The organism is Nocardia sp. NPDC050630 (genome assembly GCF_044457245.1).
Lineage (GTDB): Bacteria > Actinomycetota > Actinomycetes > Mycobacteriales > Mycobacteriaceae > Nocardia.
This window is the reverse complement of sequence record NZ_JBITGN010000008.1, coordinates 156,507-179,848: the sequence shown is the minus strand read 5'-3', so window position 1 is coordinate 179,848 and position 23,342 is coordinate 156,507. Positions and strand designations below refer to the sequence as shown.

Below are 23,342 nucleotides of genomic sequence, written 5' to 3'. Positions count from 1 at the left end.
CGCTCGGCATGCATGGGCCGGCCCGCCGGGCCCGTATCGGTACACACCCGGATAACCTGGATGCCCGGAGGTAACCGAGTGATCGCATACGAGGTGCGGCGGGTGCACAGCTGCGAGTTCTGCGGCACCGACGACCAGGCCCTCGGCACCGACAATTCGCTGGACCGAGCCAAGTCGATCGCCGAACACGACGCCGGCGTCGCGCTCGAATGGGCTTGGTTCGCTGGCGGCGAGTGGCCGCTGAGCGCGGATCCCGGTGACGGCGTCTACCGCTACTACATCTACGCACGGGAGAGTACTGCGTAAGAAGTTACGAGGCGCGGGCGATCGGATCCGTATATCCCGCAACGGGACTCAGTTGCAGCACCGACGGCATCCGCCGGGTGAGAGCAGTCGGACCGGTGAATTCCACTCGACCGGTTCGCATTGCGTGCGAGAGCGGAATACGTCCCAACCAAACTTGGTACAGCGATTCGACATCGGAGCTGATGGTTACGTCGACCGGGTAGCCGGGATCGGCATCGCACACCGAAGGCACTCCCGATTCGACGACGATCCAATAGCGCCGAAAATCGTCGGTGAACCGTACGCACAGCACATGCCGCTTACCCGGAAACGTAGACGTATCCAGCCGGGAGTGCATCCACCACACCAGCAGCCCGGCATCCAACTCCTCGGGCCGCGGTTCGCCGAAGGTCCAGCGCGCACCCCATGCGCCGAGGCCGAACAGGATCGGCTCCAATTCCCGACCGGCCGCGGTGAGCCGATATTCGCTGCCCATTTTGTCGATCAATCCGGCCCGCTCGAACCGGCGCAGCCGCTTGGCGAGCAGACTCCGTGACAGCCCGGGCAGACCGCGCGCCAGATCGTTGAAGCGCGTCGTACCGATGAGCAGATCGCGCAGGATGAGCAGCGACCAACGCTCGCCGAGCACATCGAGCGCACGGGAGATCGGACAATATTGGCCATAGCTTGCGGTCGTGCTGGTCATGGTCACCTCGCGAACCGGGGTCCATTTTCTGGACCGGGGAAGTCCACTTTCTGGACTATTCGGTTATCGCGGGTGCTCCTAACTTCGAAACATGACGACTATCGCCCATGACATCACCACCACCGACTGGATCGCCCGTGCACGCCGGGTAGGGGAAAGCCTGCGCACCGATGTGGCCGCCCGCGACCGCACCGGCGACATCTCCGTCGCGGCCTTCGACCTGCTGCGGACCACGGGATTGTCCGCCGCGCTCGTCCCCATCGAGTTCGGGGGCGGCGGTGTATCGCACCGCGAGGTGGGCGAGATCCTGCGTGAACTGGGCCGCCACGACCCGTCCACGGCCGTCGCGTTCGCCATGCACACCCATTTGGTCGCCGCGCAGGTCTGGCGGCACAACCACGGCATCGACGCCTCTGCGGTCTTCGGCAAGGTGGCCGCGGGCGCGATCTTGGTCAGCACGGGCGCTTCGGACTGGGTCGAATCCAACGGCCGTGCCGAGCGCGTCGACGGCGGCTTCCGGGTGAGTGCGCGCAAGGCGCCCGCCAGCGGCTGTGAGGTCGGCGATGTGGTGGTGACCAGCATCCGCCGCGGCGATGCGCCGGAGGGACCTCAGGTGCTGCACTTCGCGTTGCCGATTGACACCCTGGGTATTCGCATCGAGAAAACCTGGGACACTATGGGTTTGCGGGCCAGCGGCTCGCATACGGTGGTTTTCGACGATGTCTTCGTCCCCGATTCCGCGATCTCGCTGGCCCGCCCCGCCGACGCCTGGCCCCCGGTGCTGAATGTGGTGATCGGCGTCGCCATGCCGCTGGTAATGGCGGCCTATCTCGGCATCGCCGACGCCGCGGTCGAATTGGCCGCCGCACTGGTCGCCGACCGCTGCGAACCGCATACCTTCCAGCTCGCGGGCGAAATGATGAACGCCTACACCACCGCCGCGGATCTGATCGCCGCCATGTGCACCGATTCGGAAAATTTACACTTCGACAATACCGATGGCTATGGTGCGCGCACCCTCAGCCGCAAGACCACGGCCGCCGACGCGCTCGTCGACACCGTCCGGCTGGCCATCGAAACCGTTGGTGGCGTCGGCTTTTCGCGCAGTTGTGAGCTCGAGATGTGGTATCGCGACATCCACGGCTGCCTGTTCCACCCACTGCCTCGGGCCAAGCAGACGCGGTTCACCGGGCGAGTTCTGTTGGGCCGCACGCCCATCGGTTGACCGACCTGCTCGAATGGCAATGCGCGAAGCCAGGACGCAGGCCTGCCGATCGGGTTCAATGGATAGGCACACGATGATCCACGGGAGGGAGTCATTGGTGTCCTGACCACCACAACCGTGGACGAGGCGGTGACTGCCCCTCGGACACGATGAAGGAGTCGCGCACCCCCTCGCCCGCGGCTCCTTCATCCCGCCGCGCCGGGCGAATCGTCGGCATTGCGCATTCTGTTAAAAATGTTCGGCGTTTGTCACGGGTTGTTCCCGCATCAACCCCTGGTCAGACCGTACGGTTGTCTCCGACGCGACGACAGGCAGTCGCGTACGGCCCCCGGCCGCTTCGGAACTAGCAACACCGAGGTGTGGACCATGTTTATGCGCAAGATGATCGGCGCCGTGGCAGGAACCGTCATGGTAGGTGCGGTGGGCGCCGTCGGCGGCGCCGGCACCACAACCGCGGCCCCCGGTGGCTGCCCCGACCTCTACGTCGTGGCGATACCCGGAACGTGGGAGACCTCAGATACCAATCCCGGCGAAGGCTTGCTCGCGAACGTCACCGACAGCCTGCCGCCGAATACCCGCACCGACTACGTCACCTACGCGGCGACCGCCTTCCCATGGGAGACCGATGTTTACGGCCGGTCCAAGCGACAGGCCATCGATAATGCCCGCGGCCTGGTCACGGCCATGGCCCAGCAGTGCGCCGAGACCAACATCGCGCTGATCGGCTACAGCCAGGGCGCGGACGCGGCCGGCGATCTCGCCGCCGAAATCGGCACCGGACTCAGTCCAGTTCGGCCCGAACGCATCGCCGCGGTCGGTCTCATCTCGGATCCGCGCCGCTCCCCGACCGACGCACTCATCGGTCCGCCGGTGGACGGCGCCGGTGCGGGCGGCCCGCGCATCGGCGGCTTCGGCCTTCTCACCCCGAAGACCCGGACCATCTGCGCCGTCGGTGACCTGTACTGCGCCGCACCGCCCACCGATTTCGCGACCCGCTTCGCCGGCTTCCTGGCCCAGGCCTCCGATCCCGACCCGGCTCAGCTGTGGCGCTATCAACAGGAGGCGTTCGCCATCTTCAACGACCTGATGGCGACCGGTGTGGCCCCCCTCATCCAGAACCAGCTCGCCGATCCGGAAATGAACGAACGCAAGCAGGAATTCGAGCGGTTCTACAACTCGTTCGTCCACCAGAACTATCCGACCTACGTCGTGGATTCCAACGGCGCCACCGCCACCTCGTGGCTACGGCAGTGGCTGGTCGGCCTGGCCTGAAAAACCCTTCGCCAGCGGTGGGTGCGCTGTGCCACCATGGATTTCGATGATGAACACCCGATCGCGCGGGTGCGCACGAGCATGAGGAAGGAGGCGGCGGCCGTGACCATGATGGTATCGAGCCCGCGTCGGTACGGCGCGTGCGTCGAGCAGCAACCGCGCCGCCTCCGGGCCGGTAACTGACCGACCTCCGCTTCCCGAATCCGCTCGCTCTTCTCGAAACATGGTGATTCCCATGACGTTCCACCGTGCCACCGATCCGGTGGTGTCCACTGTCGACAACTGGATACACACCCGGGTACTGGTGTTGAACGCCAGCTACGAAGCGCTCACCGAGATCAGCGCCGACCGCGCCGTGGTGCTGCTCATGGGCGGCGCCGCGGAGTCGATCGCGGATCGGGAGCCACAGGTCCCGATTCGGTCCAAGCACCTCGAGCTCGCGTTGCCGGAAACGATCCGGCTGCTGCGCTATGTGTACCTCGACCATGTGACGCGAATACACGACGGCAGTCGCGCGACGCTGGCCGGTGTGCTGCGCCGGGACAACCACCGATGCGGGTACTGCGCGTCCTGGGCGCGCACCGTCGACCACATCCGCCCGCGTAGCCGGGGCGGTCCGAACACCTGGGACAACCTGATCGCCGCGTGCGCACCGTGCAACTCGAACAAGGCCGACCGGACACCGGAGGAGGCGGGCATGCGGTTGCTGTGGCAGCCGAAGGCGCCCGACCACCTGGCCCAACGCCAGCGGCGGATCTGGAAGCAATTGGCCACCACCTGAGCCGAGAGAGAAAGGAGAAGGCTCGAAAATGACCGTCGAATTGGAGACCAGCGCACTTGTCGATCTGACCGACCTGCTCCCGCTCTCGGATTCCCGAGAGTGGCATCGGGCGGCCTGCCGCGGTGATCCGAATCACGAGGCGTGGTTCCCGTACCCATCGCAGGACTTCGAGTACGCGCGTGCGGTGTGCGCGGGTTGCCCGATCCGGGATGCCTGCGGTGAATTCGCCGCCCGCACTGGACAGTCCGGAGTGTGGGGCGGCCACGAGTTCGACCGCGGACGGATGATCCGACTCTAGTCGAACGTTCGCCACGCCGTGCCGGTGCGCCGCACCGGACGCACCGGCACGGCAAATCTCGCGTGAACATACACTGACGATCGTGGGCACACATCGCAGCGGAACCAGATCCCGGGGCGTCAGCAAAGGTCCGGTTATCGCAGTGGTTGCCGTTTTGCTGCTAGCCGGGGCGGTCTTCGCGTTTTTTCAACTCAGTGATCGCGCCGCGAACCGGGACAAGTCGGCCGCGGCGGAATGTAAGGAGGGGCCGTCGACACTGTTCGTGACGGTCGATCCGGATATCGCCGATCCGGTGCGAGCCGCGGCCGATCGCTACAACGCGACCAATCCGAAGGTCCGCGACCATTGCGCGAAAGTAGTGGTGACGGCCCAGCCGTCGGCGGCGATCGTCGCCGGGTTCACCGCGGGTACGCCCTGGAATGGCGCGCTCGGCCCGCAGCCGGGGCTGTGGATCGCCGATTCGATGCGGTCCATCGAATCCATGCGGGTGCCCGGCCTGATCGAGGGCACACCCGCACCGGTGGCGATGACTCCGATCGTGGTCGCCGTTCCCGAGGAACTGCGGAACGCGCTCGAGCAGGCCAAGATCACCTGGGCTGATTTGCCGCGGCTGCAACAGGGTTCACTCGCCGACCTCGGGCTGTCCGGGTGGGGTGGGTTGCGGATGGCGCTGCCCGCCGGGGACTCGACTCTCGCGACGGCGGCGGCAGTCGGCTCTGCGGTGTCGGGGACCGATCCGCTCACCGATCAGGTCGCGCAGTCCGGTCAGGTCGTCGCCGCGATCTCCGGTCTCGCCGCGAAGGCGCCACAGGCGGCCGACACCACGGCCGCATTGGCCGCTATCGGTGGGCCGAATTCGCCCATTCACGCCGTGGCCGCTACTGAGCAGCAACTGAAGGCTCTTGGGGGCACATCGGCATTTCGTCCCGCCGGGACCGCACCGGTTGCCGATCATCCCGCCGCATTGATGTCCGGAGCATGGGTGGACAAGACCCAGAATCTGGTCGCGTCACTGTTCGCCGACTACCTGCGCGCACCTCAGCAGTCCTCGGCCTTCACCGCCGCCGGATTCGCCGCCGCACCGGCCGCCGCCGCACCGTCAGCACCGCGGGCCGCACTGGACAAGGTGCGCGCCACACTGGCCAATCCTGTTCTCGGCGTGCAGGCTACGGTACTGCTCGACGTATCGTCGTCGATGGGCAATAGCGACGGATCCGTGGCCCGGCTCACGAATGCACTCGGCGCGATTCGCTCCACGATGAATGTGATGCCACCTGACTTCGGACTCGGCGTATGGACCTTCGGCAAGAACCTCGACGGGACAACGCCGTACAAAATCCAAACTCCCACCGCGCCACTGAACGATCAGCAGCGCACCGCATTGGATACGGCGCTGGAGGCGGTGAAACCCACCGAATCTCGCACCGACCAGGCGTATCCGTCACTGATCGCCGCCTATCGCTCGGCTGTTCGCGGATACACCGCGGGGCTGACCAATTCGGTTCTGCTCATTACCGACGGCCCGGATGACGACTCAACCATGACCGGAGCCAAACTGCTCACCGATCTGACTTCCGGCATCGATCCGGCCCACCCGGTTCGCATCGACGTGATCGTCATCGGCGGCAATGGCACCGAAACCCTCCAATCCGCCGCGCAGCGAACCGGAGGGACATACACGCGGCTGACGACCTCGGATGACATCAGCTTCGGGACCGCGGTAATGCATGCGTTGACAACCCCGCGATGATCGCTGACCACGCAAGACATCCTCCGCGCGCCAGCCACAGCACGCGCCGGTGCGATCCGACGGCCGATCGGGGCGCAGCGGAGCACCGCGCAATGCAATGATGACCCGGTGACTTCCTGGCTTCCGCTTCTCAGCTCGCTCATCGTCGGCGCCGCGGCGCTCATCGGCGTCCTGATCAACAACCGGACGAACCGCGACGCGATCACCGCGGCCGACGAGCGCAACCGGACCACACTTGATGCCGCACAGCGCAATATCGAAACAACCCACGCCGCAGCGCAACGCAATATAGACGACGCCAACGCCGCCGCGGAACGCCGCGAACAGGACAAGTGGCGACGCGAGTCGATTCTGACCGCGATCTCCTCGGTACTGCTCTCCGCCGCCGACGTCCGCCAAAACCTGTGGGACACCCTCGATTGGAAGGCTGAATCCGTCGAGGAGGTGGACAGCTTCGGCAAGGAAGTGCAGCAGAGCATTTCCGCATCCAACGGCAACATCACCCGTCTGCGCGTCCTGTCGAACCCGAAGATCCCCGCGCGCTGTGAAGATCTCCTGCGCACCCTCGCCGCGGCCCAGAGCATCACCGTGCAACGCCTCAAGGTCGAACTCGACCACGAAGCGACCATGGACGACGTCAACGCGATCCGCGCGCTGTGGCACAAGGCAATTGCCAACACCGTCCAAGACGAACGGGCCGTCATCGACGCAACGCGGTCGGAACTGGGAATCGAAGCCCTCAGCGAGATCCCGGAAATCGAACTCGAGTCCGTGCCGGACCCGGCGTAATCGCGGCCGGGGCGGCTCAGATCCCGGCCGGAAAGACGCATAGGGCCTCGGCCTACTCATCCCAACCCCGACATCAGGTATCGAGCTGCTCGTCGGCAGTGGACAACGCCCTTCCGTAAGTCTAGACTTACGGTTCGTGAGGGCTTACCGAGAGGCGGCGTTGGATGCGCTCGGAGATCCGACGCGGCGGGCGATCTTCGAGCGGCTCGGGCAAGGGCCGTGTTCGGTCGGCGAACTGGCTGCGGCGTTGCCGGTTAGTCGGCCTGCGGTTTCGCAGCATTTGAAGGTGCTCAAGGCGGCGGGGCTGGTTACTGATCAGGCGGTGGGCACCAGGCGGGTGTATCGGCTGAATCCGCAAGGGATCGATGGGCTTCGGGAGTACTTCACGCAGTTCTGGTCGACGGCGATGTCGGCCTTTCAGGACGAGATGAACCGGCAGTCCGCGACCGAGCGGGCGGCGGACACCTGCGAGAAGGAGAAGTCATGACACAGCAGTTGAGTGATAGGGAAGTTCGGGTCGAACTCGTCGTCGACGCTCCGATCGAGAAGGCATACGACGTATTCACCAATGGGATCGACAGTTGGTGGCCGCGAGCGCATCACATCGGCAAAGGCGAGCTCGCACAGGAGGTTATCGAACCGCGCGAGGGCGGACGCTGCTTCGGCAGGGAAGCCGACGGCACGGAATGTCCTTGGGGCACCGTGCTCGTCTGGGATCCGCCGCGGCATTTCGCGTTTTCTTGGGAGATCGGCCTGAACTGGCAGCATGAAACCGATCCGGACCGCGCCAGTCGCGTCGATGTCACCTTCGAATCCCGCAGCGCCGACCGCACCGCCGTCACCCTGGTGCATTCGGACTTCGACAAGCACGGTGCCGGTTGGGAATCCATGCGCGACAGCGTGCAGAGCGAGGGCGGCTGGCCGGATCTGGTCAATACCTACGCCAAAGCTGCTGCCGCACAGTGAAAGAGGCTACCGAGCCGCACCTACAACGGGCTCGGGTGCGGCCCGGTAGCCGTCAGTACGCGTCCAGCGGCGGGCAGGAGCAGACGAGGTTGCGGTCACCGTAGGCGCCGTCGATGCGCCGCACCGCAGGCCACACCTTGCCCCGCGCTGGATCCAGGCCCTGCGGATACACCGCGACCTCGCGGCTGTACGGATGGTCCCACTCCCTGACCAGGCAGGCCGCGGTATGCGGCGCACCGCGCAGCGGGTTGTCCTGCACCGGCCACACACCCGCGGCGACTTGATCGATCTCGCCACGGATCGCCGTCATCGCGAGGATGAATTCGTCCAGCTCGGCAAGGTTTTCGCTTTCGGTCGGCTCCACCATCAGCGTGCCCGCCACCGGGAAGCTCATGGTCGGCGCATGGAATCCGTAGTCCGCCAACCGCTTTGCCACATCATCGACGGTCACACCGGTCCGCTTGGTGATCTCGCGCAGATCCAGAATGCACTCGTGCGCGACCATCGAGTTCTCACCGGTGTACAGCACCGGAAAGTGCTCGTTCAACCGGCGCGCGATGTAATTGGCCGAGGCAATCGCGGTCAACGTGGCCTCACGCAGACCATCGGCACCCATCATCCGGATGTAGGCCCAGGTGATCGGTAGGATCGACGCCGAGCCGTACTTCGCTGCCGAGACCGCGTGCGAACCCTGCTCGAGCGGGTCACCAGGCAGATACGGCGCGAGATGCGAGCGCACCGCCACCGGACCAACACCCGGACCACCGCCGCCGTGCGGAATACAGAACGTCTTGTGCAGGTTCAAATGGCTGACGTCGCCGCCGAATCGTCCCGGACGGGCAAGGCCAACAAGGGCATTCAGATTCGCGCCGTCGACGTACACCTGACCGCCCGCATCGTGCACCAGCGCGCACAACTCGGCGACCTCGTGCTCGTACACCCCATGCGTCGACGGGTAGGTGATCATGATGCAGGCCAGCCGGTCGGCGTGGTCGGCGATCTTGGCGCGCAGATCATCGAGATCCACATCGCCGTTCTCCCGGCACTTCACCACCTCCACACGCAGCCCTGCCATGGTGGCCGAGGCCGCATTGGTACCGTGCGCACTGGACGGAATGAGGCATGTATCCCGGTGTGTGTCACCACGATCCAGGTGATAGCGCCGAATGGCGAGCAGTCCGGCGTACTCACCCTGACTGCCCGCATTCGGCTGCAGGCTCACCTGGTCGTACCCGGTGATGGCCGAAAGCCAGCCCTCCAGATCGGTGATCACGCGCAACAGACCGGGCGCATCCTCGACGGGCGCGTACGGATGTACCCGCGCGAAACCCGGCCAGGTGATGGCCTCCATCTCGGCGGTGGCATTGAGCTTCATAGTGCACGAGCCCAACGGAATCATGCTGCGGTCCAATGCGATGTCCTTATCGGAGAGCCTGCGCAGATAGCGCAGCATCGCGGTTTCGGTGTGATAGCTGGTGAAGGCCGGATGGGTGAGGAATTCCGAGGTGCGGGTCTCGATCGAACCGTCGGGCACAGCAGGCGCACCGCCCGGATCGCTGACGCCCAACGGCAGCCCGGTGCTGAAGGATTCGAGTACCGCGGTGACATGCGCCTCGGTGGTGGCCTCGTCACAGGCGATGCCGACGTGATCGGCGTCCACCAGCCGCAGGTTGATCCCGCTCGACTTCGCCTTCGCGACAACGGATTCCGCGCCGCTGGGCACGCGCACCAGCAGGGTGTCGAAGAAGTGCTCGTGCACCACAACACCATCGAGTCCGGCCGCGATGGCGGCGGCGCGGGCATGAACTCGGCGGGCGATCGCACGCAGCCCATCGGCACCGTGGTAACTCGCGTACATTGCCGCGACGATGGCCAGCAGCACCTGGGCGGTACAGATGTTCGAGGTCGCCTTCTCCCGGCGAATATGCTGCTCACGGGTCTGCAACGCGAGCCGGTATGCCATATTGCCGTCCGCGTCCACGGACACACCGACCAACCGACCCGGCAGCTGCCGCGCGTGCTTGGTGTGCACCGACAGATATCCGGCATGCGGACCGCCGAAGCCCATCGGCACCCCGAAACGCTGTGTGGTGCCGAAACATACGTCCGCATCCTGCTCCCCCGGCGGCGTAATCAATGTCAGCGCGAGCAGATCCGCGCCCACCGCAACCAGTGCACCGCGCTCGTGCGCCGCCTCGATCACCGGCCGCCAGTCCACGATCCGGCCCGACGCACCCGGAACCTGAACCAGTACGCCGAAGAACTCGCCATCGGGCAACTCGCCACCGGACAGATCCGCCGAGACGATCTCGATGCCAAGCGGCTCGGCCCTGGTGTGCAGCACGGTCCTGGTCTGCGGGAACAGATCGTCATCGATGAGCAGACGCGCGGATTTGGACTTGGCCGCGCGGCGCAGCAGCGTCATCGCCTCGGCAGCGGCAGTGGCTTCATCCAGCATGGACGCATTGGCGACGTCCATTCCGGTCAGATCCGACACCATGGTCTGGAAGTTGAGCAGCGCCTCGAGCCGACCCTGGCTGATCTCGGGCTGGTATGGCGTGTAGGCGGTATACCAGGCCGGATTCTCCAGCAGGCTGCGTACCAGCACCGGCGGGGTGAGCGTGTCGTAGTACCCGAGCCCGATCATCGAGACGGCGACGGAATTCGAATGCGCGAGCTCGGCGAGCTCGGCGAGCACCTCGTGCTCGGTGGCCGCGGGAGGCAACACGTCAAGCCCGGAGCCGTCCAGAATGCTCGCGGGCAGCGCCGCGGTGGCCAGCTCGTCCAGCGAGCCGACGCCGACGACGTCCAGAATCCGGGCGAGTTCATCCCGGTCGGGTCCGATGTGGCGGTCGGCGAATGATCGAGTCACGGCAGCTCCAAGGTCGGGCGGGGTCGGCCAGCGGTGGCCAATGGGTACCAGCCCTCCCCCTCTGTCGTGGAGCCTGAGAGATTCGGACGCCGCGACACCCTGCCTCGAACGGACAGGGCCCGGGACCCCTTTCCCCATGGGCGGGCGATCGCCGCATTGTGCGCCAAACACCACTTTCCAGAGACGTCGAAGCCCGTACGGTCCTTTTGCCTGAGAGATTGACGGGGAGGTGCTGCTCCTTCGGCGCCCGAACTCTTGTGAAGTCCGAAACTCTCCCGCACGGCGGCGACGCCTCGTCAGTTTATGCCGCGCACGCAATGAATGACGCCACTAGACCCCGGAACGGGGTGTAGCGCTCATCACTCCGCTGTGTACGAGAAATGCCCGCCGCGAGAGCGACGGGCATTCGACACGACCGCTAGCCGGTCTTCGCGTTCATCCGAGCCTTACGACGGAAGGACAGTTCGTCCTCCGGACGTTCGCTCGCGCTGCCGCTCACCGCCCGCTCGGCCGGGAAGTTGGCGATGGCTCCAGTCAGTTCCCGCATGGCGCCGCTGACCGCGATTCCGAAGACGCCCTGCCCACCCTGCAGTAAATCGACTACTTCCTCGGGCGAAGTGCATTCGTACACCGAGGTGCCGTCGGAGAACAGCGTGATCCCCGCCAGATCCTGTACACCGCGGCTGCGCAGGTGATCAACCGCGATGCGGATGTTCTGCAGCGAGATACCGGCGTCCAAGAGTCGCTTCACGATTTTCAGGACCAGAATGTCCTTGAACGAATACAGCCGCTGGCTGCCCGACCCCGCCGCTCCTCGAATCGAGGGCACGACCAGTCCGGTCCGCGCCCAGTAGTCGAGTTGGCGGTAGGTGATCCCGGCCACCTGGCACGCACTCGGCACGCGGTAGCCGACCAAATCATCGGGTACCGAATCATCCGGGAACAGGCCTGGCTGTACCACATCCTGCGATTGCTCTGCCACTGACCACTCCCTTGCTTCGCCGACGCCTTGCCTCATCGATGACCCGGCTCCGTAACGACCAACGACCGGCCATAACGGACGTGGCCCAACTATCGAGATTACTCCCCCTGATTGTCCCGGGAGCGGCATCGTCGGACCAAACGCGACGCGCGGTAAGAGTCTCGACCTCTACTTTAGGGCCAGCAAAAATATGGGCACGTGGGACCGATAACGCCAGTCCGCCAGGGCAACTCAGCTATCGGTGGCCTTGAAATCGTCCGGCGAGACGGACTCGAGGAACTCCTTGAACTTCTCTACCTCGTCCTCACGCTCGTCCGGCATGACCAGCCCCGCTTCCTCGAGCACCGGCTCCTCGGCATAGATCGGGCAACCGACCCGTAAGGCGACCGCTATCGAATCCGACGGCCGCGCCGAGATCCGCACATCGTTGTCGAAGACCAGATCCGCGTAGAAGGTGCCCTCCTGCAGATCCACGATCCGCACTTCCTTGAGGGTGTGCCCGAGGTCGGCGATCAAGATCTTGATCAGATCGTGAGTCAGCGGACGAATCGGAGTCACCCCCTCTTGTTCGAGCACGATCGCGGTCGCCTCGGCCTGCCCGATCCAGATCGGCAGATACCTGTCGCCGGACACCTCGCGGAGCAACAGCACGGGCTGGTTCTGTGGCTGCTCGACACGAATGCCGATTACGCGCATCTCACTCATCGCACTGCCTCCCAATGACTCGCCGGCCGCCCGGCATGACCGCTGCAGAGCTCGCCGTACCACGAGTCTAAGCGAAGCTCGAGGGGTGCAGCATTCCCTGTGCACAGCCGAAATCGGCGTGTTGTCCGTCTGGAACGCAAAGCGAACTTCCGATGTACCTGCCGAAGTCAACCGCCGAGCGCGGACCGCACCGACGTTTTCACCAGGCAGGTGTGCAGTGTCAGCGACAATGCCGCCAACTCGCGCACGGTTTCCTCCGCGCGGGCCCGCGCACCGGCATCTCGACTCTTGGCGATCGGGGCGGCGATTTGCGCCACCAGTGCGGCCTCACGGTCCGCGGCCAGCTTGAAGGCGCGCAAATGTCGTGCCTCCAAGCCGAATTCGGCCATCGCCTTGGCGGTCTTGGCCAGCGTCACCGCATCCTCGTCGAAAAAACCGGCAGCGCCCGGCGTGATCAGATTGGCACGGATCAGATCGGCGAGGAATTTCTCATCGATCTCTGCCCTGGCGAGCAGATCCGACCTGGTGAGCCGGATTTCGTGGTCGAATCGCAGCTCGTCGGGCGAGATCTCACCGGGCACGACGCCGAGTCTGCGCGGCGCCGCGGTGCGTGCGGAACTATGTGCCGCGGAAGTGGCGGTGGGCTCGGAGTCGGGTACAGCGTGCCCGGGCTCCAGCGCACCGTTGCGGCCGGAGTGCGCTCGGGCGCGGGCTTCCCGCACACCGAGCGTCGCCGCACCACTGTCGATCGCTTCGAGCTGCTCCTTGATCACCTTCAAGGGCAGATACTGATCGCGTTGTGCGGTCAGCACGAATCTGAGCCGCTCGCAGTCCGCGATCGAGAACCTGCGATAACCCGACGGGGTTCGCTCGGGTCGGATCAGCCCCTCGGCCTCGAGGAAACGGATCTTCGAGATGGTGATATCCGGAAAGTCCGGTCGCAGCAGGTCGAGCACGGAGCCGATCGACATACCTCCGCGAGCCCACTGCGCCGCGCCCGTCATAGCACCGAGCCTTTCATGACACAGCGTTCATTCCTGTCAACAGCCCCGACACGCGAAATCCGTGCCGTTGATGTCACAAGCTGCCCGCACCCGCCGACGAATCGCTCGACTCGACCCGCGGTCCGGTGAGGAACACGAGGCGGAACTTGCCGATCTGTACCTCGTCACCGTTCTGCAACTCCGAGGAGTCCACCGGCTCCCGGTTGACGTAGGTGCCGTTCAGGCTGCCCACGTCGACCACCTGGAAGGAGTCGTCGTCCTGCCGGAATTCGGCATGCCGACGGCTGACGGTGACGTCATCGAGAAAGATGTCACTGTCGGGATGGCGGCCCGCCGACGTGGTCGGCTGATCGAGCAGGAACCGCGAGCCCGCATTCGGGCCTCGCTTCACGACCAAGAGGGCAGCACCAACCGGCAGACCCTCGACCCCTTGGACCGGCTGTTCGCCGGTCGCCTCAGCGGAGCGCGACGCGTCGACCTCGTTCAGGAAATCCGCGCGGAAGACCGACGTCGTCTCGGCCGCGGTCTCCCCGTAACCCGGGTCTTTGTTCTCGCTCACCGTTTCTCTCCTCCTCGAACCTGATTATCCATGCAAGCAGGTGCTGCCTTCACCGCCACGACCTGGGGATCCTGGCGCTAGAACACCGGCTGCCAAGCACCGGCACATCTGTTGGCATTGACCGTACCCTGCCAGGGCGTACCCGTGCAGGTAGAACTGGGAAGGCTGGGTCAGCCCCCGATAACTCCTTGATAACCCGCGGCATCCAGCAGTTCACCGAGCGCGGCATCCACGCCCGCCTCGTCGCTCAATTCGAGCTCGAAGATCCACCCCTCACCATAGGGATCGGTGTTCAATGTTTCCGGCGCCGCGTCCAGAACATCGTTCACCGCAACGACTTTCGCGGCCAGCGGAGCGTAGATATCGGACACGCTCTTGGTCGACTCCACCTCGGCGATGCTGTCCGCGGCGGCGACCTCTTTGTCGACTTCGGGCAACTGCACGAACACAACGTCACCGAGTTGAGACTGGGCGTAGTCGGTGATGCCCACCCGAACCCGGGTCGGGCCGACCCGCTGCACCCATTCATGCTCTTCGGTGTAGCGCAGATCCTCGGGGGTCTGGGTCACAGGCCGTCCTTTCATCGTCGACTCGACGCAACTCTAATCGCTACTCACCGCGGTGTGGCACAGCCGGTATCGCTCGCGCGACAGCGAAGGCTTTCCAGATGTAGAGCACGCCGGTCCACACATACACCGCCGTGCCCCAGACCAGGAATGCCCCGCCGAAGGCGCGGCCGAAACCTGCCAGCGCCCAATCCATCTGACCGGCCAGCAACCACGGCAGCGCGGACATCAGCGCGAAGGTAGCCGCCTTACCCAGGTAGATGACCTCGGGCGGATCCAGTTCGCGCCGTTTGTACACCGAAAGAGTCAAGGCCAGCACAGCATCGCGACTGATCAGGATCACCGCGACCCACCAGGGCAGCAACCCGCGGATCACGAATGCGGCCAGTGTGGTGACCAGGTACAACCGATCCACGAACGGGTCGAGCAGCGCGCCCAGCCGTGAGGACTGATCGAGCAGGCGGGCCAGCTTGCCGTCCAGGAAGTCGGTGACACCGCTAAGCACCAGCAGCGCGAATGCCCAGCCGTCGGCGCGCACGACCAGCAGCAACCACAGGAACAGCGGCACACCGGCCAGTCGCAACACGCTCAGGATATTGGGGACGGTGAAGATGCGGTCGGCGAAGACGCCGCCCGCGGCTGGATCGCCCGCATTTCCCGGGTTGTCCGCGCCGGAGCCGGCGCGTTCGCCCGGTTCCGTTTTCCCCGATTCGGTTGTCACAGCCCGTGCATACCGCACCGACCCCGGTTCACGCCATCCGGGCACGCCATCGCGCATATTTCGGGTACGTATCTGCTGTGCGATACGCCGCACCGACTCGGGTGACAGAATGAGTGCGAAACCATCTCATGCAGTTGTCGCACGGTTCAGAGAGGGAAACCATGCCAGCATTCGACTACGACGTGGTAGTGATCGGCTCCGGATTCGGCGGTAGCGTCAGCGCGCTGCGCCTGACCGAGAAGGGCTACCGGGTCGGTGTGCTCGAGGCCGGACGGCGCTGGCCCGCCGAGGATATTCCGAAGACGAATTGGAATGTGCGCAAATCGATCTGGGCGCCCCGACTGGGTTTGACCGGACCGCAGCGGATCAGTGTGCTCGGCAAATGCGCGGTCTTTTCCGGCGCGGGTGTGGGCGGTGGTTCGCTCATCTACGGTAATACCCTCTACGAGCCACTGCCGAACTTCTACACCGATCGGCAATGGGCCCATATCACCGATTGGAAGGCCGAACTGGCGCCGTATTACGACCAGGCGCAGCGCATGCTCGGCGTGGCCCCCAATCCACGGATGACACCCGCCGATGAGGTGATCAAGGAGATCGCCGACGATCTGGGCGTCGGCGATACCTTCCACCCGACCAATGTGGGCGTTTTCTTCAACGAGTCCGATCCGGGTACCGAGGTCGAGGATCCGTACTTCGGCGGCGCGGGTCCGCACCGGCGCGGCTGTGTGCATTGTGCGCAATGTTTCACCGGCTGCCCGCACAATGCCAAGAACACCACCACAACGAATTACCTCTACCTGGCCGAAAAGGCAGGAGCCGAAGTACATCCGCTGACCACCGCGACGGTAGTCCGGCCACTGTCCGGCGGCGGATATGCGGTCGAGACCGAGCGTTCGGATCGCTGGATCCGAAAGCAGCGCAAGACTTTTACCGCCGAACAGGTGGTATTCGCCGGAGCGGCGCTCGGCACGCAGAAGTTGCTGCACAGAATGCGCGATGAAGCGATACTGCCGAATCTGTCGCCGCGCCTCGGTGAACTGACCCGCAGCAATTCCGAGGCTATCCTCAATGTGGTCAGCCGCTCCCGTCGCGATTTCGCCGAGGGCATCGCGATCACCTCCTCGATCCATCCGGAGGCCGATACGCACATCGAGGTCTGCCATTACGGTAAGGGGCAGAACGCGCTGTTCCCGATGTCGGTACCGATCGTCGACGGCGGGGCTTTCCGATTCCTGCGCTTCCTGCTCGCAATCGTATTGCACCCGTTGGTATTCCTGCGCAGTCTCAGTGCCCACCGTGCTTCCGAGAAGTCGGTGATCCTGCTGGTGATGCAATCACTGGACAATTCGCTGACCTCCTACCGCAAGCGCGGTCAGTTGAAGACCAAACAGGGCACCGGCGAACCGAATCCGACCTGGATTCCGCTGGCGCACGATATCGGCCGCCGGTTCGGCGCGAAGGTGAACGGAGATACCCACGGTCTGATCATGGATGTGCTGAATATCCCGGCCACCGCGCATTACATCGGCGGTTGTGTGATCGGCGAAGGTCCGGAGGCCGGGGTAGTCGACCCGTATCAGCGGGTATTCGGTCACCCTGGGCTGCATGTCGCGGACGGTTCGGCGGTCACGGCGAACCTGGGTGTCAATCCATCGCTGACGATCACCGCCCAAGCCGAGCGCGCGATGGCCTTCTGGCCGAATAAGAACGAAGCCGATCCGCGCCCGGAACTGGGGTCGGCGTATCAGCGTATCTCCCCCGTCGCCCCGAACCATCCAACGGTGCCCACCTCTGCCCCCGGCGCGCTGCGGTTGCCGATAACACCGGTTGATCCCGCGGTCCCCGCAACCTGAGCAGTGTGGGCTGGTTAGGCCCCCGCTATCTCGCTCGCCCCAACGGAGCGAACCTCACGAGCAACGTTCGCGGCCCGTCTCACGTCCGAGCCGTCGAACCGCATGCGCCGTAGGCACAGGGCTCGCCCTTCCCACATGCGCGCACCAAGTGCCGAACGCCCCGCCACCCCCAACCACCACGGAGCGAGTCTTACGAGCGAGGAGTTCGCGGCCCGTCTCGCGTCCGAGCCGTCGAAGCGCATGCGACGAAGTCGCGAGTCTCGACGGCTCGGACGCGAGACACCAGGGGGCCGCGAACCCGCCGCGCCGCAGGCGCGGCAAAATAACACAGTGATCGATCTTCGCTCCTATGTTCCGGCGGAGGACGTCCGTGCCCGCGGACGGGCGCTGCGTCAACGGGTTCCGGTCTCTGCCCGGGATCGAGCGGTCACCTGGTCGACGCGACCGGATGTGCTCGACTTCATCGCCGCGAGCAATGCCGATCGGTTGCCACATCTGATACCGCTGCGGATCGGTCGAATGCTCACCTCGCCGTTCACTTTCTATCGCGGCGCGGCCGGGCTGATGGCCGCCGATCTCGCGGGCAGTCCGGATACCGGGGTGCCCGCACAGATCTGCGGTGACGCACATGCCGCGAATTTCGGCCTGTACGGCACGCCGCGCGGTGAAATCATCATGGACATCAATGATTTCGACGAAACGATCGTAGGCCCGTGGGAGTGGGATCTGGAGCGCTTGGCGGCCAGTCTGGTGCTGGCGGGCCGCGAAGGCGGTGCGGGCGAAGACGATTGCCTGCGGGCCGCGCGGGATGCGGCCCGGTCCTATCGCCTCGCCATCGATCACCTGGCCGAGCAACCGTTTATCGAATCGTGGAGCGCGCTGCCGGACGAGTCGATCATCAGTAGGGCCAGGGCCGATGATCTGCTCGACGACTTCAAGAAGGCCGCGAAGAAGGCGCGCAAGAACACCAGCGCCAAGGTGGTCGAGAAGTGGACCGAACATCTCGAAGACCACGAGACCGGAATCAGCAAGCACCGATTCGTCAGTGACCCACCGATTCTCACACCGGTCGAGGCCAAGGTAGCCGAGGAAATCATCGACGGGCTGGAGCGCTACGGCGATACGCTGCGCGAATCTCGGCGCAATCTGCTGGCCCGATTCGCGGTGTCCGACACTGCCTTCCGCATTGTCGGCACCGGAAGCGTCGGACTGCACAGCTATGTGGCGCTGCTGCACGGCAATGCGGGTGAGGCGCTGGTGCTGCAGCTGAAGCAGGCCAATCCGTCGGCCCTGGCACCGTTTCTGCCCGCGCCGCCGCCAGCGCACGAGGGTGAGCGAATCGTGCAGGGCGCCAGGCTGGTTCAGTCCGAGACCGATATTCTGCTCGGCTGGACCACACTGCGCTTGGAGACCGGCGAGCTGCCTTTCACGGTGCGGCAATTCCGTAATATGAAGGGCAGTATCGATCCGGCGGAGCTGTCCTCGGACGATCTCGACGACTACGGCAGGCTGGCCGGTGCGCTGCTGGCCCGCGCACATTCGCGTTCGCTCGATCCGCGCCTGCTCGCTGGGTATTTCGACGGTGACGATGCGTTCGAGGATGCCGTCGCGCGCTTCGCGGTGCGCTATGCCGATCGGGCCGAGGCCGACCACGCCGAATTGGTAGATGCGGTGCGGGCTGGAAAGATCGCCGCCGAACAACCACAGTGACACGCCGCGTCTGGTCGTAGGCGCGGCGAAGCGGGCGGCGGTGTCCGTATCCTTGCCACCATCGAGTGATGACGTGAAGGGCGGTCGCGAATGCTCGTACGAGTACAGAATCCGGCAGGCACCAATGCCGAGCGGGCGCTGATCGACTGGCTGCGCACGTGGAAGGATCCGGCCAGCCCGCATGGCGTCGCCACGGTGAATTGCAGTCTGTTCCACAATGATCGGCTGCATCAGTTCGATGCCGTGGTCTGGACTCCGACCAGTTGTGTGGTGATCGAGGCCGAGGCGCTGGTCGCGCGCCAGGACGGCGTGCTCGAGGTCCCGCTCAGCGGGCCATGGACGATCTCCGGCGAACCGCTCGCCGTGGAGGGCCGCGACCGCCGTACCCCGCTGGACAAATCGCGCGAACACACACTCGCACTGCAGAATTGGCTGGCGGCCCGCGGACTCGGTCAGCGCGCCGTGCATGGTGTCGCGCTGATCGTGCCGCTGCGCGGGGCCGAATTGTCGGTCAAGCAGGAGTGGAGCGATCCTAGTTTCGATGTGATCCTCGGCAGCGATCCCGAACGGCTGCGGCACTATTTCGAGACGCTGGCCGAATCCGAGCAGAATATCCATCTCTGGACGGCCAACGATGTCGCGGCGGCCTTCCGCAGCCTGGGTATCCTGCCCTATCTGCCCGCCCCGCAGGATCTGATAAACGAGGGCTTCCTCGGTCCGATCGATATCACGCTGTGGCACGGTGGGCCGAACCAAGCACAGGCGGAGGCCTATGCCGAGGAGTTGGCGCAGGCCGAAAGGGACGCCAACGCGTCGGGCCTGGTCCTCGAGGCGCCCTGGTACAGCCCGTGGAAGCTGTATCCCCGGCAGGCGGGCGATATGGATCTCGGGCGGGCGTTCATGCGGATCACCCTGGCCGTGGGCATGCTCATCGCCTTCGCCTGGGTGATTTGGTTCGTGGTCATCGCGATATTGACCTACGGGCCAGGGTGACGGCGGGGGACTCGACGACACGATGAGCCGCGCTAGCGTCAGGAGGTTCCGCTTGCCTGCTGCCACCCACACCATCACGATCGCCCGACCCATCGGCGAAGTGTTCGCCTTCTTCGCCGATGCCACCAATAGCGCCCGCTGGCGAGCGGGGGTCGAGGAGATCACCGCCGAGGGACCGCCCGCGGTGGGCACCGTCTATCGACAGCGGGTGAACGGCCCCGGCGGCCGGTCGGTTTCCGCCGATGTGCGGATCACCGAATTCGAGCCCGAGCGCCGGGTCGTCCTGGAAGGCATTTCGGGACCGCTGCGGCCGGTCGTCGAGTACACCTTCGACATGGTCGAAGGGGGAACGCAGGTCACATTTTCGCTGGCAGCGCCGCTGTCGGGTCTGAAGAAGCTGCTCATGGCCCGGGCGGTGCAGCGGACGATGGACACAGAGGTCGCCGGGTTGGATCACGCGAAGACGCTGCTCGAATCCGGCGGGTACTGATCGATCCTCTCGGCTGCGGACCGTGATCCCGCGACCGAGATGCTTCCTCCCCGCCCCGAACGCGGCGAGGCTCACACGCTACGTTTCCCCGGTGAAATGGGAGGGGTGGCTCGGGCGGCTGCGGGCGAATCTCGTGGCGCTGTGCGCGGTGCTCGTCGGCGTCGGCATCGTGATTACGCTGCCGCTGACCTTCCCCGCCGACGGCGCCGCCACCGATCTGGATCGCGCGCTCGCCCAGCCGATCCATTCGACGCTGGACGCCCATCCCAGCGGCTACCAGGCGCTGGTGATTCCGAGCAACGGCTACATTCTGATTCCGCTATTGCTCGCGGCCGCCGCGTGGTTCGGTTATCGGGGACGGTGGCGGCAGGCCGTGGCGATGGTGGTGATTCCCGAGCTCGTGGTCGGGCTCAACAGCTGGGTACTCAAACCACTGTGGGATCGGCCGCTGCACGACTATCTCGCGTATCCGAGCGGACATACCGTGCATCTGGTCGCGATCGCCACCGCGTTCGTCGTGCTGACCGACTCGATGCGGGCGCGGGTCGTCACCATCGTGATCGCCACCGTCGCTCTGGTCTGCGCCGCGGTCGGCATGATCGGCCTCGGCTATCACCTACCGACCGATATTCTCGGCGGCGCGGCGGTGGCGATCGCGCTGGTCGTCGTGTGCTGGAAGCTCACCGAGGGATTCCTCGCAGAGCAGACCCGCGGCGAATCCTAGATCGACACCGGCGTGTGACTGCCGATTCGATCGAACACGCTCGCATCATCCAGTAGCGCCGCACGCAGCATGCTCTCCGGCACCCCCATGCCCTCGACCAGGGTCAGCGCATCCGGGCGCAGCCGATCGACCAGTTCATTCACACCGCGACGCACGGCCTTCGCCCGCTCGACCGACATGAACCGGTGCATGATGAACCACGCCTGATTCTCCTCGAGCATCGAGTAGACGTACAGATCGCAGACGGTCTCGGCGAGTTCGCGAGCCGCCGGATCCGCGATCCCGGCGATGCCGTCGATGAACGCCTCGAGGATCAGCCGGTCGATATGCGCGGTGCCCGCGGCGAGGATATGGTCCTGCGCATTGTTGAACGCCTCGAACGGTGTGGTGTCTTTGGCGCGGGCACGCAGCCGGTGTCCTGCGGTGCGCACCAGATAGTCCTCGCGGTCGGCGAATAGTTGCAGCTGCACCGAGCGGCGGGACAGGTCGCCGTCGTCAACGGTGTCGTCACCGCGGTCGCGCAGCGTCTGGATCATTTGGCGCACACCGGAACGCTTGCGCACGACATCACCGGCCATGGTGGCGGCGAAGCGCACCCAGCCCAGCGCGTCCAGATCGCGGATCTCATCGGAGTAGGCGGTGAGCACTTCCTTTGCCACCAATTGGGTGAGCACGACATTGTCGCCCTCGAAGGTGGTGAACACGTCGGTATCGCCCTTGAGCGTGACCAGGCGGTTCTCGGTGAGATAGCCTGCGCCGCCGCAGGCTTCGCGACATTCCTGGATGGCGCGGGTGGCGAATCGGGTTTGTGCGACCTTGAGTCCAGCAGCCCGCTTCTCCAGGGCGCGCTGCGCACCCGGATCGAGATCCTGACCGGTCTGCACCAGATGCATGCGACGGACCAGGTCGTTCTGTGCGAACGCGAGTGCGTACGACCGGGCGATCAAGGGCAGCAGCCGTCGCTGATGACTGCGGTAGTCCAGCAGCAGGGTCTCCTGGCCACTGTCCGGATCCGAGAATTGGCGACGCTTCAGCGCATATCGCGTGGCGATGCTCAACGCGACGCGGGCACCGGCCGCGGCGGCACCTCCTACGCTGACCCGCCCGCGCACCAAAGTGCCCAGGGTGGTGAAGAATCGGCGGCTCGGATTCTCGATATCGGAGCGGTAGGTGCCGTCCGGTGCGACGTCGGCATACCGGTTGAGCAGGTTCTCCCGGGGAATGCGGACCTGATCGAAGGTGATCCGTCCGTTGTCGACGCCGAGCAGACCGCCCTTGAGGCCGTCGTCGTAGGTGGTCACTCCCGGCAGATCGGCGCCGCTTTCATCCCGGATCGGCACCAGGAAGCAGTGCACGCCCTGGCTCTTCCCCTCGGTGATCAACTGCGCGAAAACCGCTGCCATCCTGGCATGTTCGGCCGCACCGCCGATGTAGTCCTTGCGCGCCGACGGTGTCGGCGAATGGACGACGAACTCCTGGGTCTGCGGATCGTAGGTGGCGGTCGTCTCGAGATTCGCGACATCGCTGCCGTGTCCGGATTCGGTCATCGCGAAACAACCGAGCAGATCCAGTGATATCAGCCGCTTGACCACATCGCGATGCCGTTCGGTCCCCAGGTTTTCCACGGCGCCGCCGAACAACCCCCACTGCACACCCGATTTCACCCACAGCGACAGGTCGGCGTAGGCCAACATCTCCAGTGCGACCACTGCCTCCCCCGGTTCCCCCGTGCCCCCGTTCTCGCGTCGGAAACCACGCTCCGCGTAGCCCATCGATGCGATCGCCCGCATCTGCTCGAGCACCCGTGCCCGTGCCGCGCGGTAGTCCAGAGACGGATCGCCGGTGAACTGATCTCCGGCCAGTTGCACCCTGGCCTCGGCGCGTACCGCGCGCCATGGGCCGTCGAGTGCGTCGCGGAGGTGGTCCGATGTCGAGACGTTCTCGGTGTCAGGCATACCCCGACAGTAGCGTTTCGCGGGCATCCGGCGGGCCGTTCGAACCGAGCGGATGCTTCGGACATCGACCGCTGCCGGAGGTTTGACCAGCGGATTCAGTCCGAAGAAACAGCATGACACGACATCTTCGTAA

The 23,342-nt window shown here is 65.1% G+C and carries 24 protein-coding genes and 1 riboswitch; of the genes, 15 read left to right on the top strand and 9 right to left on the bottom strand.

Translation table 11 applies throughout. The features are described 5' to 3' along the window. The first annotated feature begins 78 nt into the window (after positions 1-78). Complete coding sequence (locus tag ACIBG0_RS21940) at positions 79-306, top strand: hypothetical protein (RefSeq protein WP_397034804.1); 228 nt, start codon at positions 79-81, stop codon at positions 304-306. A 4-nt stretch (positions 307-310) separates the two neighbouring features. Here the strand turns inward: ACIBG0_RS21940 and ACIBG0_RS21935 are convergent, their stop codons facing one another. Continuing rightward, on the bottom strand, positions 311-991 hold the full coding sequence (locus tag ACIBG0_RS21935; protein ID WP_397034803.1) for a winged helix-turn-helix transcriptional regulator: 681 nt from the start codon (positions 989-991) through the stop codon (positions 311-313). 91 nt (positions 992-1,082) lie between these two features. Between ACIBG0_RS21935 and ACIBG0_RS21930 the strand changes: the two genes are divergently transcribed. From ACIBG0_RS21930 to ACIBG0_RS21895, 8 genes are all read left to right on the top strand, one after another. Then, positions 1,083-2,216: an acyl-CoA dehydrogenase family protein gene (locus tag ACIBG0_RS21930; protein WP_397034802.1), complete on the top strand. Its 1,134-nt coding sequence runs from the start codon at positions 1,083-1,085 to the stop codon at positions 2,214-2,216. A gap of 372 nt (positions 2,217-2,588) precedes the next feature. Next, positions 2,589-3,488: a cutinase family protein gene (locus ACIBG0_RS21925; RefSeq protein WP_397034952.1), complete on the top strand. Its 900-nt coding sequence runs from the start codon at positions 2,589-2,591 to the stop codon at positions 3,486-3,488. A 235-nt stretch (positions 3,489-3,723) separates the two neighbouring features. Next, entirely contained in the window at positions 3,724-4,269 is a 546-nt protein-coding gene (locus tag ACIBG0_RS21920; RefSeq protein ID WP_397034801.1) for an HNH endonuclease, read from the top strand. A gap of 28 nt (positions 4,270-4,297) precedes the next feature. Beyond that, positions 4,298-4,567, top strand: coding sequence for a WhiB family transcriptional regulator (locus tag ACIBG0_RS21915; RefSeq protein ID WP_397034800.1), 270 nt, complete (start codon positions 4,298-4,300; stop codon positions 4,565-4,567). Between the two features lie 142 nt (positions 4,568-4,709). Next, the gene (locus ACIBG0_RS21910) at positions 4,710-6,317 is read left to right on the top strand and encodes a VWA domain-containing protein (protein ID WP_397034799.1); all 1,608 of its coding nucleotides are present in this window, start codon (positions 4,710-4,712) and stop codon (positions 6,315-6,317) included. 108 nt (positions 6,318-6,425) lie between these two features. After that, on the top strand, positions 6,426-7,106 hold the full coding sequence (locus ACIBG0_RS21905; RefSeq protein WP_397034798.1) for a hypothetical protein: 681 nt from the start codon (positions 6,426-6,428) through the stop codon (positions 7,104-7,106). A gap of 136 nt (positions 7,107-7,242) precedes the next feature. Beyond that, a complete protein-coding gene (locus ACIBG0_RS21900; protein WP_397034797.1) occupies positions 7,243-7,593 on the top strand; it encodes an ArsR/SmtB family transcription factor in 351 nt (116 codons plus the stop codon). Beyond that, on the top strand, positions 7,590-8,072 hold the full coding sequence (locus tag ACIBG0_RS21895; RefSeq protein ID WP_397034796.1) for an SRPBCC family protein: 483 nt from the start codon (positions 7,590-7,592) through the stop codon (positions 8,070-8,072). The genes ACIBG0_RS21900 and ACIBG0_RS21895 overlap by 4 nt, the downstream gene beginning before the upstream one ends. A gap of 52 nt (positions 8,073-8,124) precedes the next feature. On the opposite strand, the gene gcvP is transcribed toward ACIBG0_RS21895, so the two are convergent. The 7 genes from gcvP to ACIBG0_RS21860 all read right to left on the bottom strand — a co-directional run bounded on the left by gcvP (position 8,125) and on the right by ACIBG0_RS21860 (position 15,373). Next, positions 8,125-10,944: an aminomethyl-transferring glycine dehydrogenase gene (gene gcvP / locus ACIBG0_RS21890; protein WP_397034795.1), complete on the bottom strand. Its 2,820-nt coding sequence runs from the start codon at positions 10,942-10,944 to the stop codon at positions 8,125-8,127. Between the two features lie 188 nt (positions 10,945-11,132). Further along, positions 11,133-11,232: riboswitch (glycine riboswitch) on the bottom strand. Positions 11,233-11,362: 130 nt separating this feature from the next. Next, positions 11,363-11,962, bottom strand: coding sequence for a MerR family transcriptional regulator (locus tag ACIBG0_RS21885; RefSeq protein WP_364343211.1), 600 nt, complete (start codon positions 11,960-11,962; stop codon positions 11,363-11,365). 195 nt (positions 11,963-12,157) lie between these two features. Then, positions 12,158-12,631, bottom strand: a complete 474-nt coding sequence (locus ACIBG0_RS21880) for a bifunctional nuclease family protein (protein ID WP_397034794.1) — start codon at positions 12,629-12,631, stop codon at positions 12,158-12,160. 167 nt (positions 12,632-12,798) lie between these two features. Continuing rightward, on the bottom strand, positions 12,799-13,635 hold the full coding sequence (locus ACIBG0_RS21875; protein WP_397034793.1) for a MerR family transcriptional regulator: 837 nt from the start codon (positions 13,633-13,635) through the stop codon (positions 12,799-12,801). A gap of 73 nt (positions 13,636-13,708) precedes the next feature. After that, positions 13,709-14,194, bottom strand: a complete 486-nt coding sequence (gene garA / locus ACIBG0_RS21870) for a glycogen accumulation regulator GarA (RefSeq protein WP_062985688.1) — start codon at positions 14,192-14,194, stop codon at positions 13,709-13,711. A gap of 170 nt (positions 14,195-14,364) precedes the next feature. Continuing rightward, complete coding sequence (gene gcvH, locus ACIBG0_RS21865; RefSeq protein WP_397034792.1) at positions 14,365-14,778, bottom strand: glycine cleavage system protein GcvH; 414 nt, start codon at positions 14,776-14,778, stop codon at positions 14,365-14,367. A gap of 25 nt (positions 14,779-14,803) precedes the next feature. Beyond that, a complete protein-coding gene (locus ACIBG0_RS21860) occupies positions 14,804-15,373 on the bottom strand; it encodes a CDP-alcohol phosphatidyltransferase family protein (RefSeq protein ID WP_397034951.1) in 570 nt (189 codons plus the stop codon). 231 nt (positions 15,374-15,604) lie between these two features. Between ACIBG0_RS21860 and ACIBG0_RS21855 the strand changes: the two genes are divergently transcribed. The 6 genes from ACIBG0_RS21855 (at position 15,605) to ACIBG0_RS21830 (ending at position 21,254) form a co-directional block, all read left to right on the top strand. Further along, on the top strand, positions 15,605-15,670 hold the full coding sequence (locus ACIBG0_RS21855; protein WP_397034950.1) for a hypothetical protein: 66 nt from the start codon (positions 15,605-15,607) through the stop codon (positions 15,668-15,670). Continuing rightward, the gene (locus tag ACIBG0_RS21850) at positions 15,643-17,337 is read left to right on the top strand and encodes a GMC oxidoreductase (protein WP_397034791.1); all 1,695 of its coding nucleotides are present in this window, start codon (positions 15,643-15,645) and stop codon (positions 17,335-17,337) included. Before ACIBG0_RS21855 ends, ACIBG0_RS21850 begins: the two co-directional genes overlap by 28 nt. A gap of 333 nt (positions 17,338-17,670) precedes the next feature. Next, a complete protein-coding gene (locus ACIBG0_RS21845) occupies positions 17,671-19,047 on the top strand; it encodes a DUF2252 domain-containing protein (RefSeq protein ID WP_397034949.1) in 1,377 nt (458 codons plus the stop codon). Between the two features lie 90 nt (positions 19,048-19,137). Then, positions 19,138-20,040, top strand: coding sequence for a nuclease-related domain-containing protein (locus ACIBG0_RS21840; RefSeq protein ID WP_397034790.1), 903 nt, complete (start codon positions 19,138-19,140; stop codon positions 20,038-20,040). Positions 20,041-20,092: 52 nt separating this feature from the next. Further along, positions 20,093-20,530, top strand: a complete 438-nt coding sequence (locus tag ACIBG0_RS21835) for an SRPBCC family protein (protein ID WP_397034789.1) — start codon at positions 20,093-20,095, stop codon at positions 20,528-20,530. Between the two features lie 91 nt (positions 20,531-20,621). Then, positions 20,622-21,254, top strand: coding sequence for a phosphatase PAP2 family protein (locus ACIBG0_RS21830; protein ID WP_397034788.1), 633 nt, complete (start codon positions 20,622-20,624; stop codon positions 21,252-21,254). Here the strand turns inward: ACIBG0_RS21830 and ACIBG0_RS21825 are convergent. Further along, a complete protein-coding gene (locus tag ACIBG0_RS21825; protein ID WP_397034787.1) occupies positions 21,251-23,209 on the bottom strand; it encodes an acyl-CoA dehydrogenase in 1,959 nt (652 codons plus the stop codon). The genes ACIBG0_RS21830 and ACIBG0_RS21825 overlap by 4 nt on opposite strands. Between the last annotated feature and the right edge of the window lie 133 nt (positions 23,210-23,342).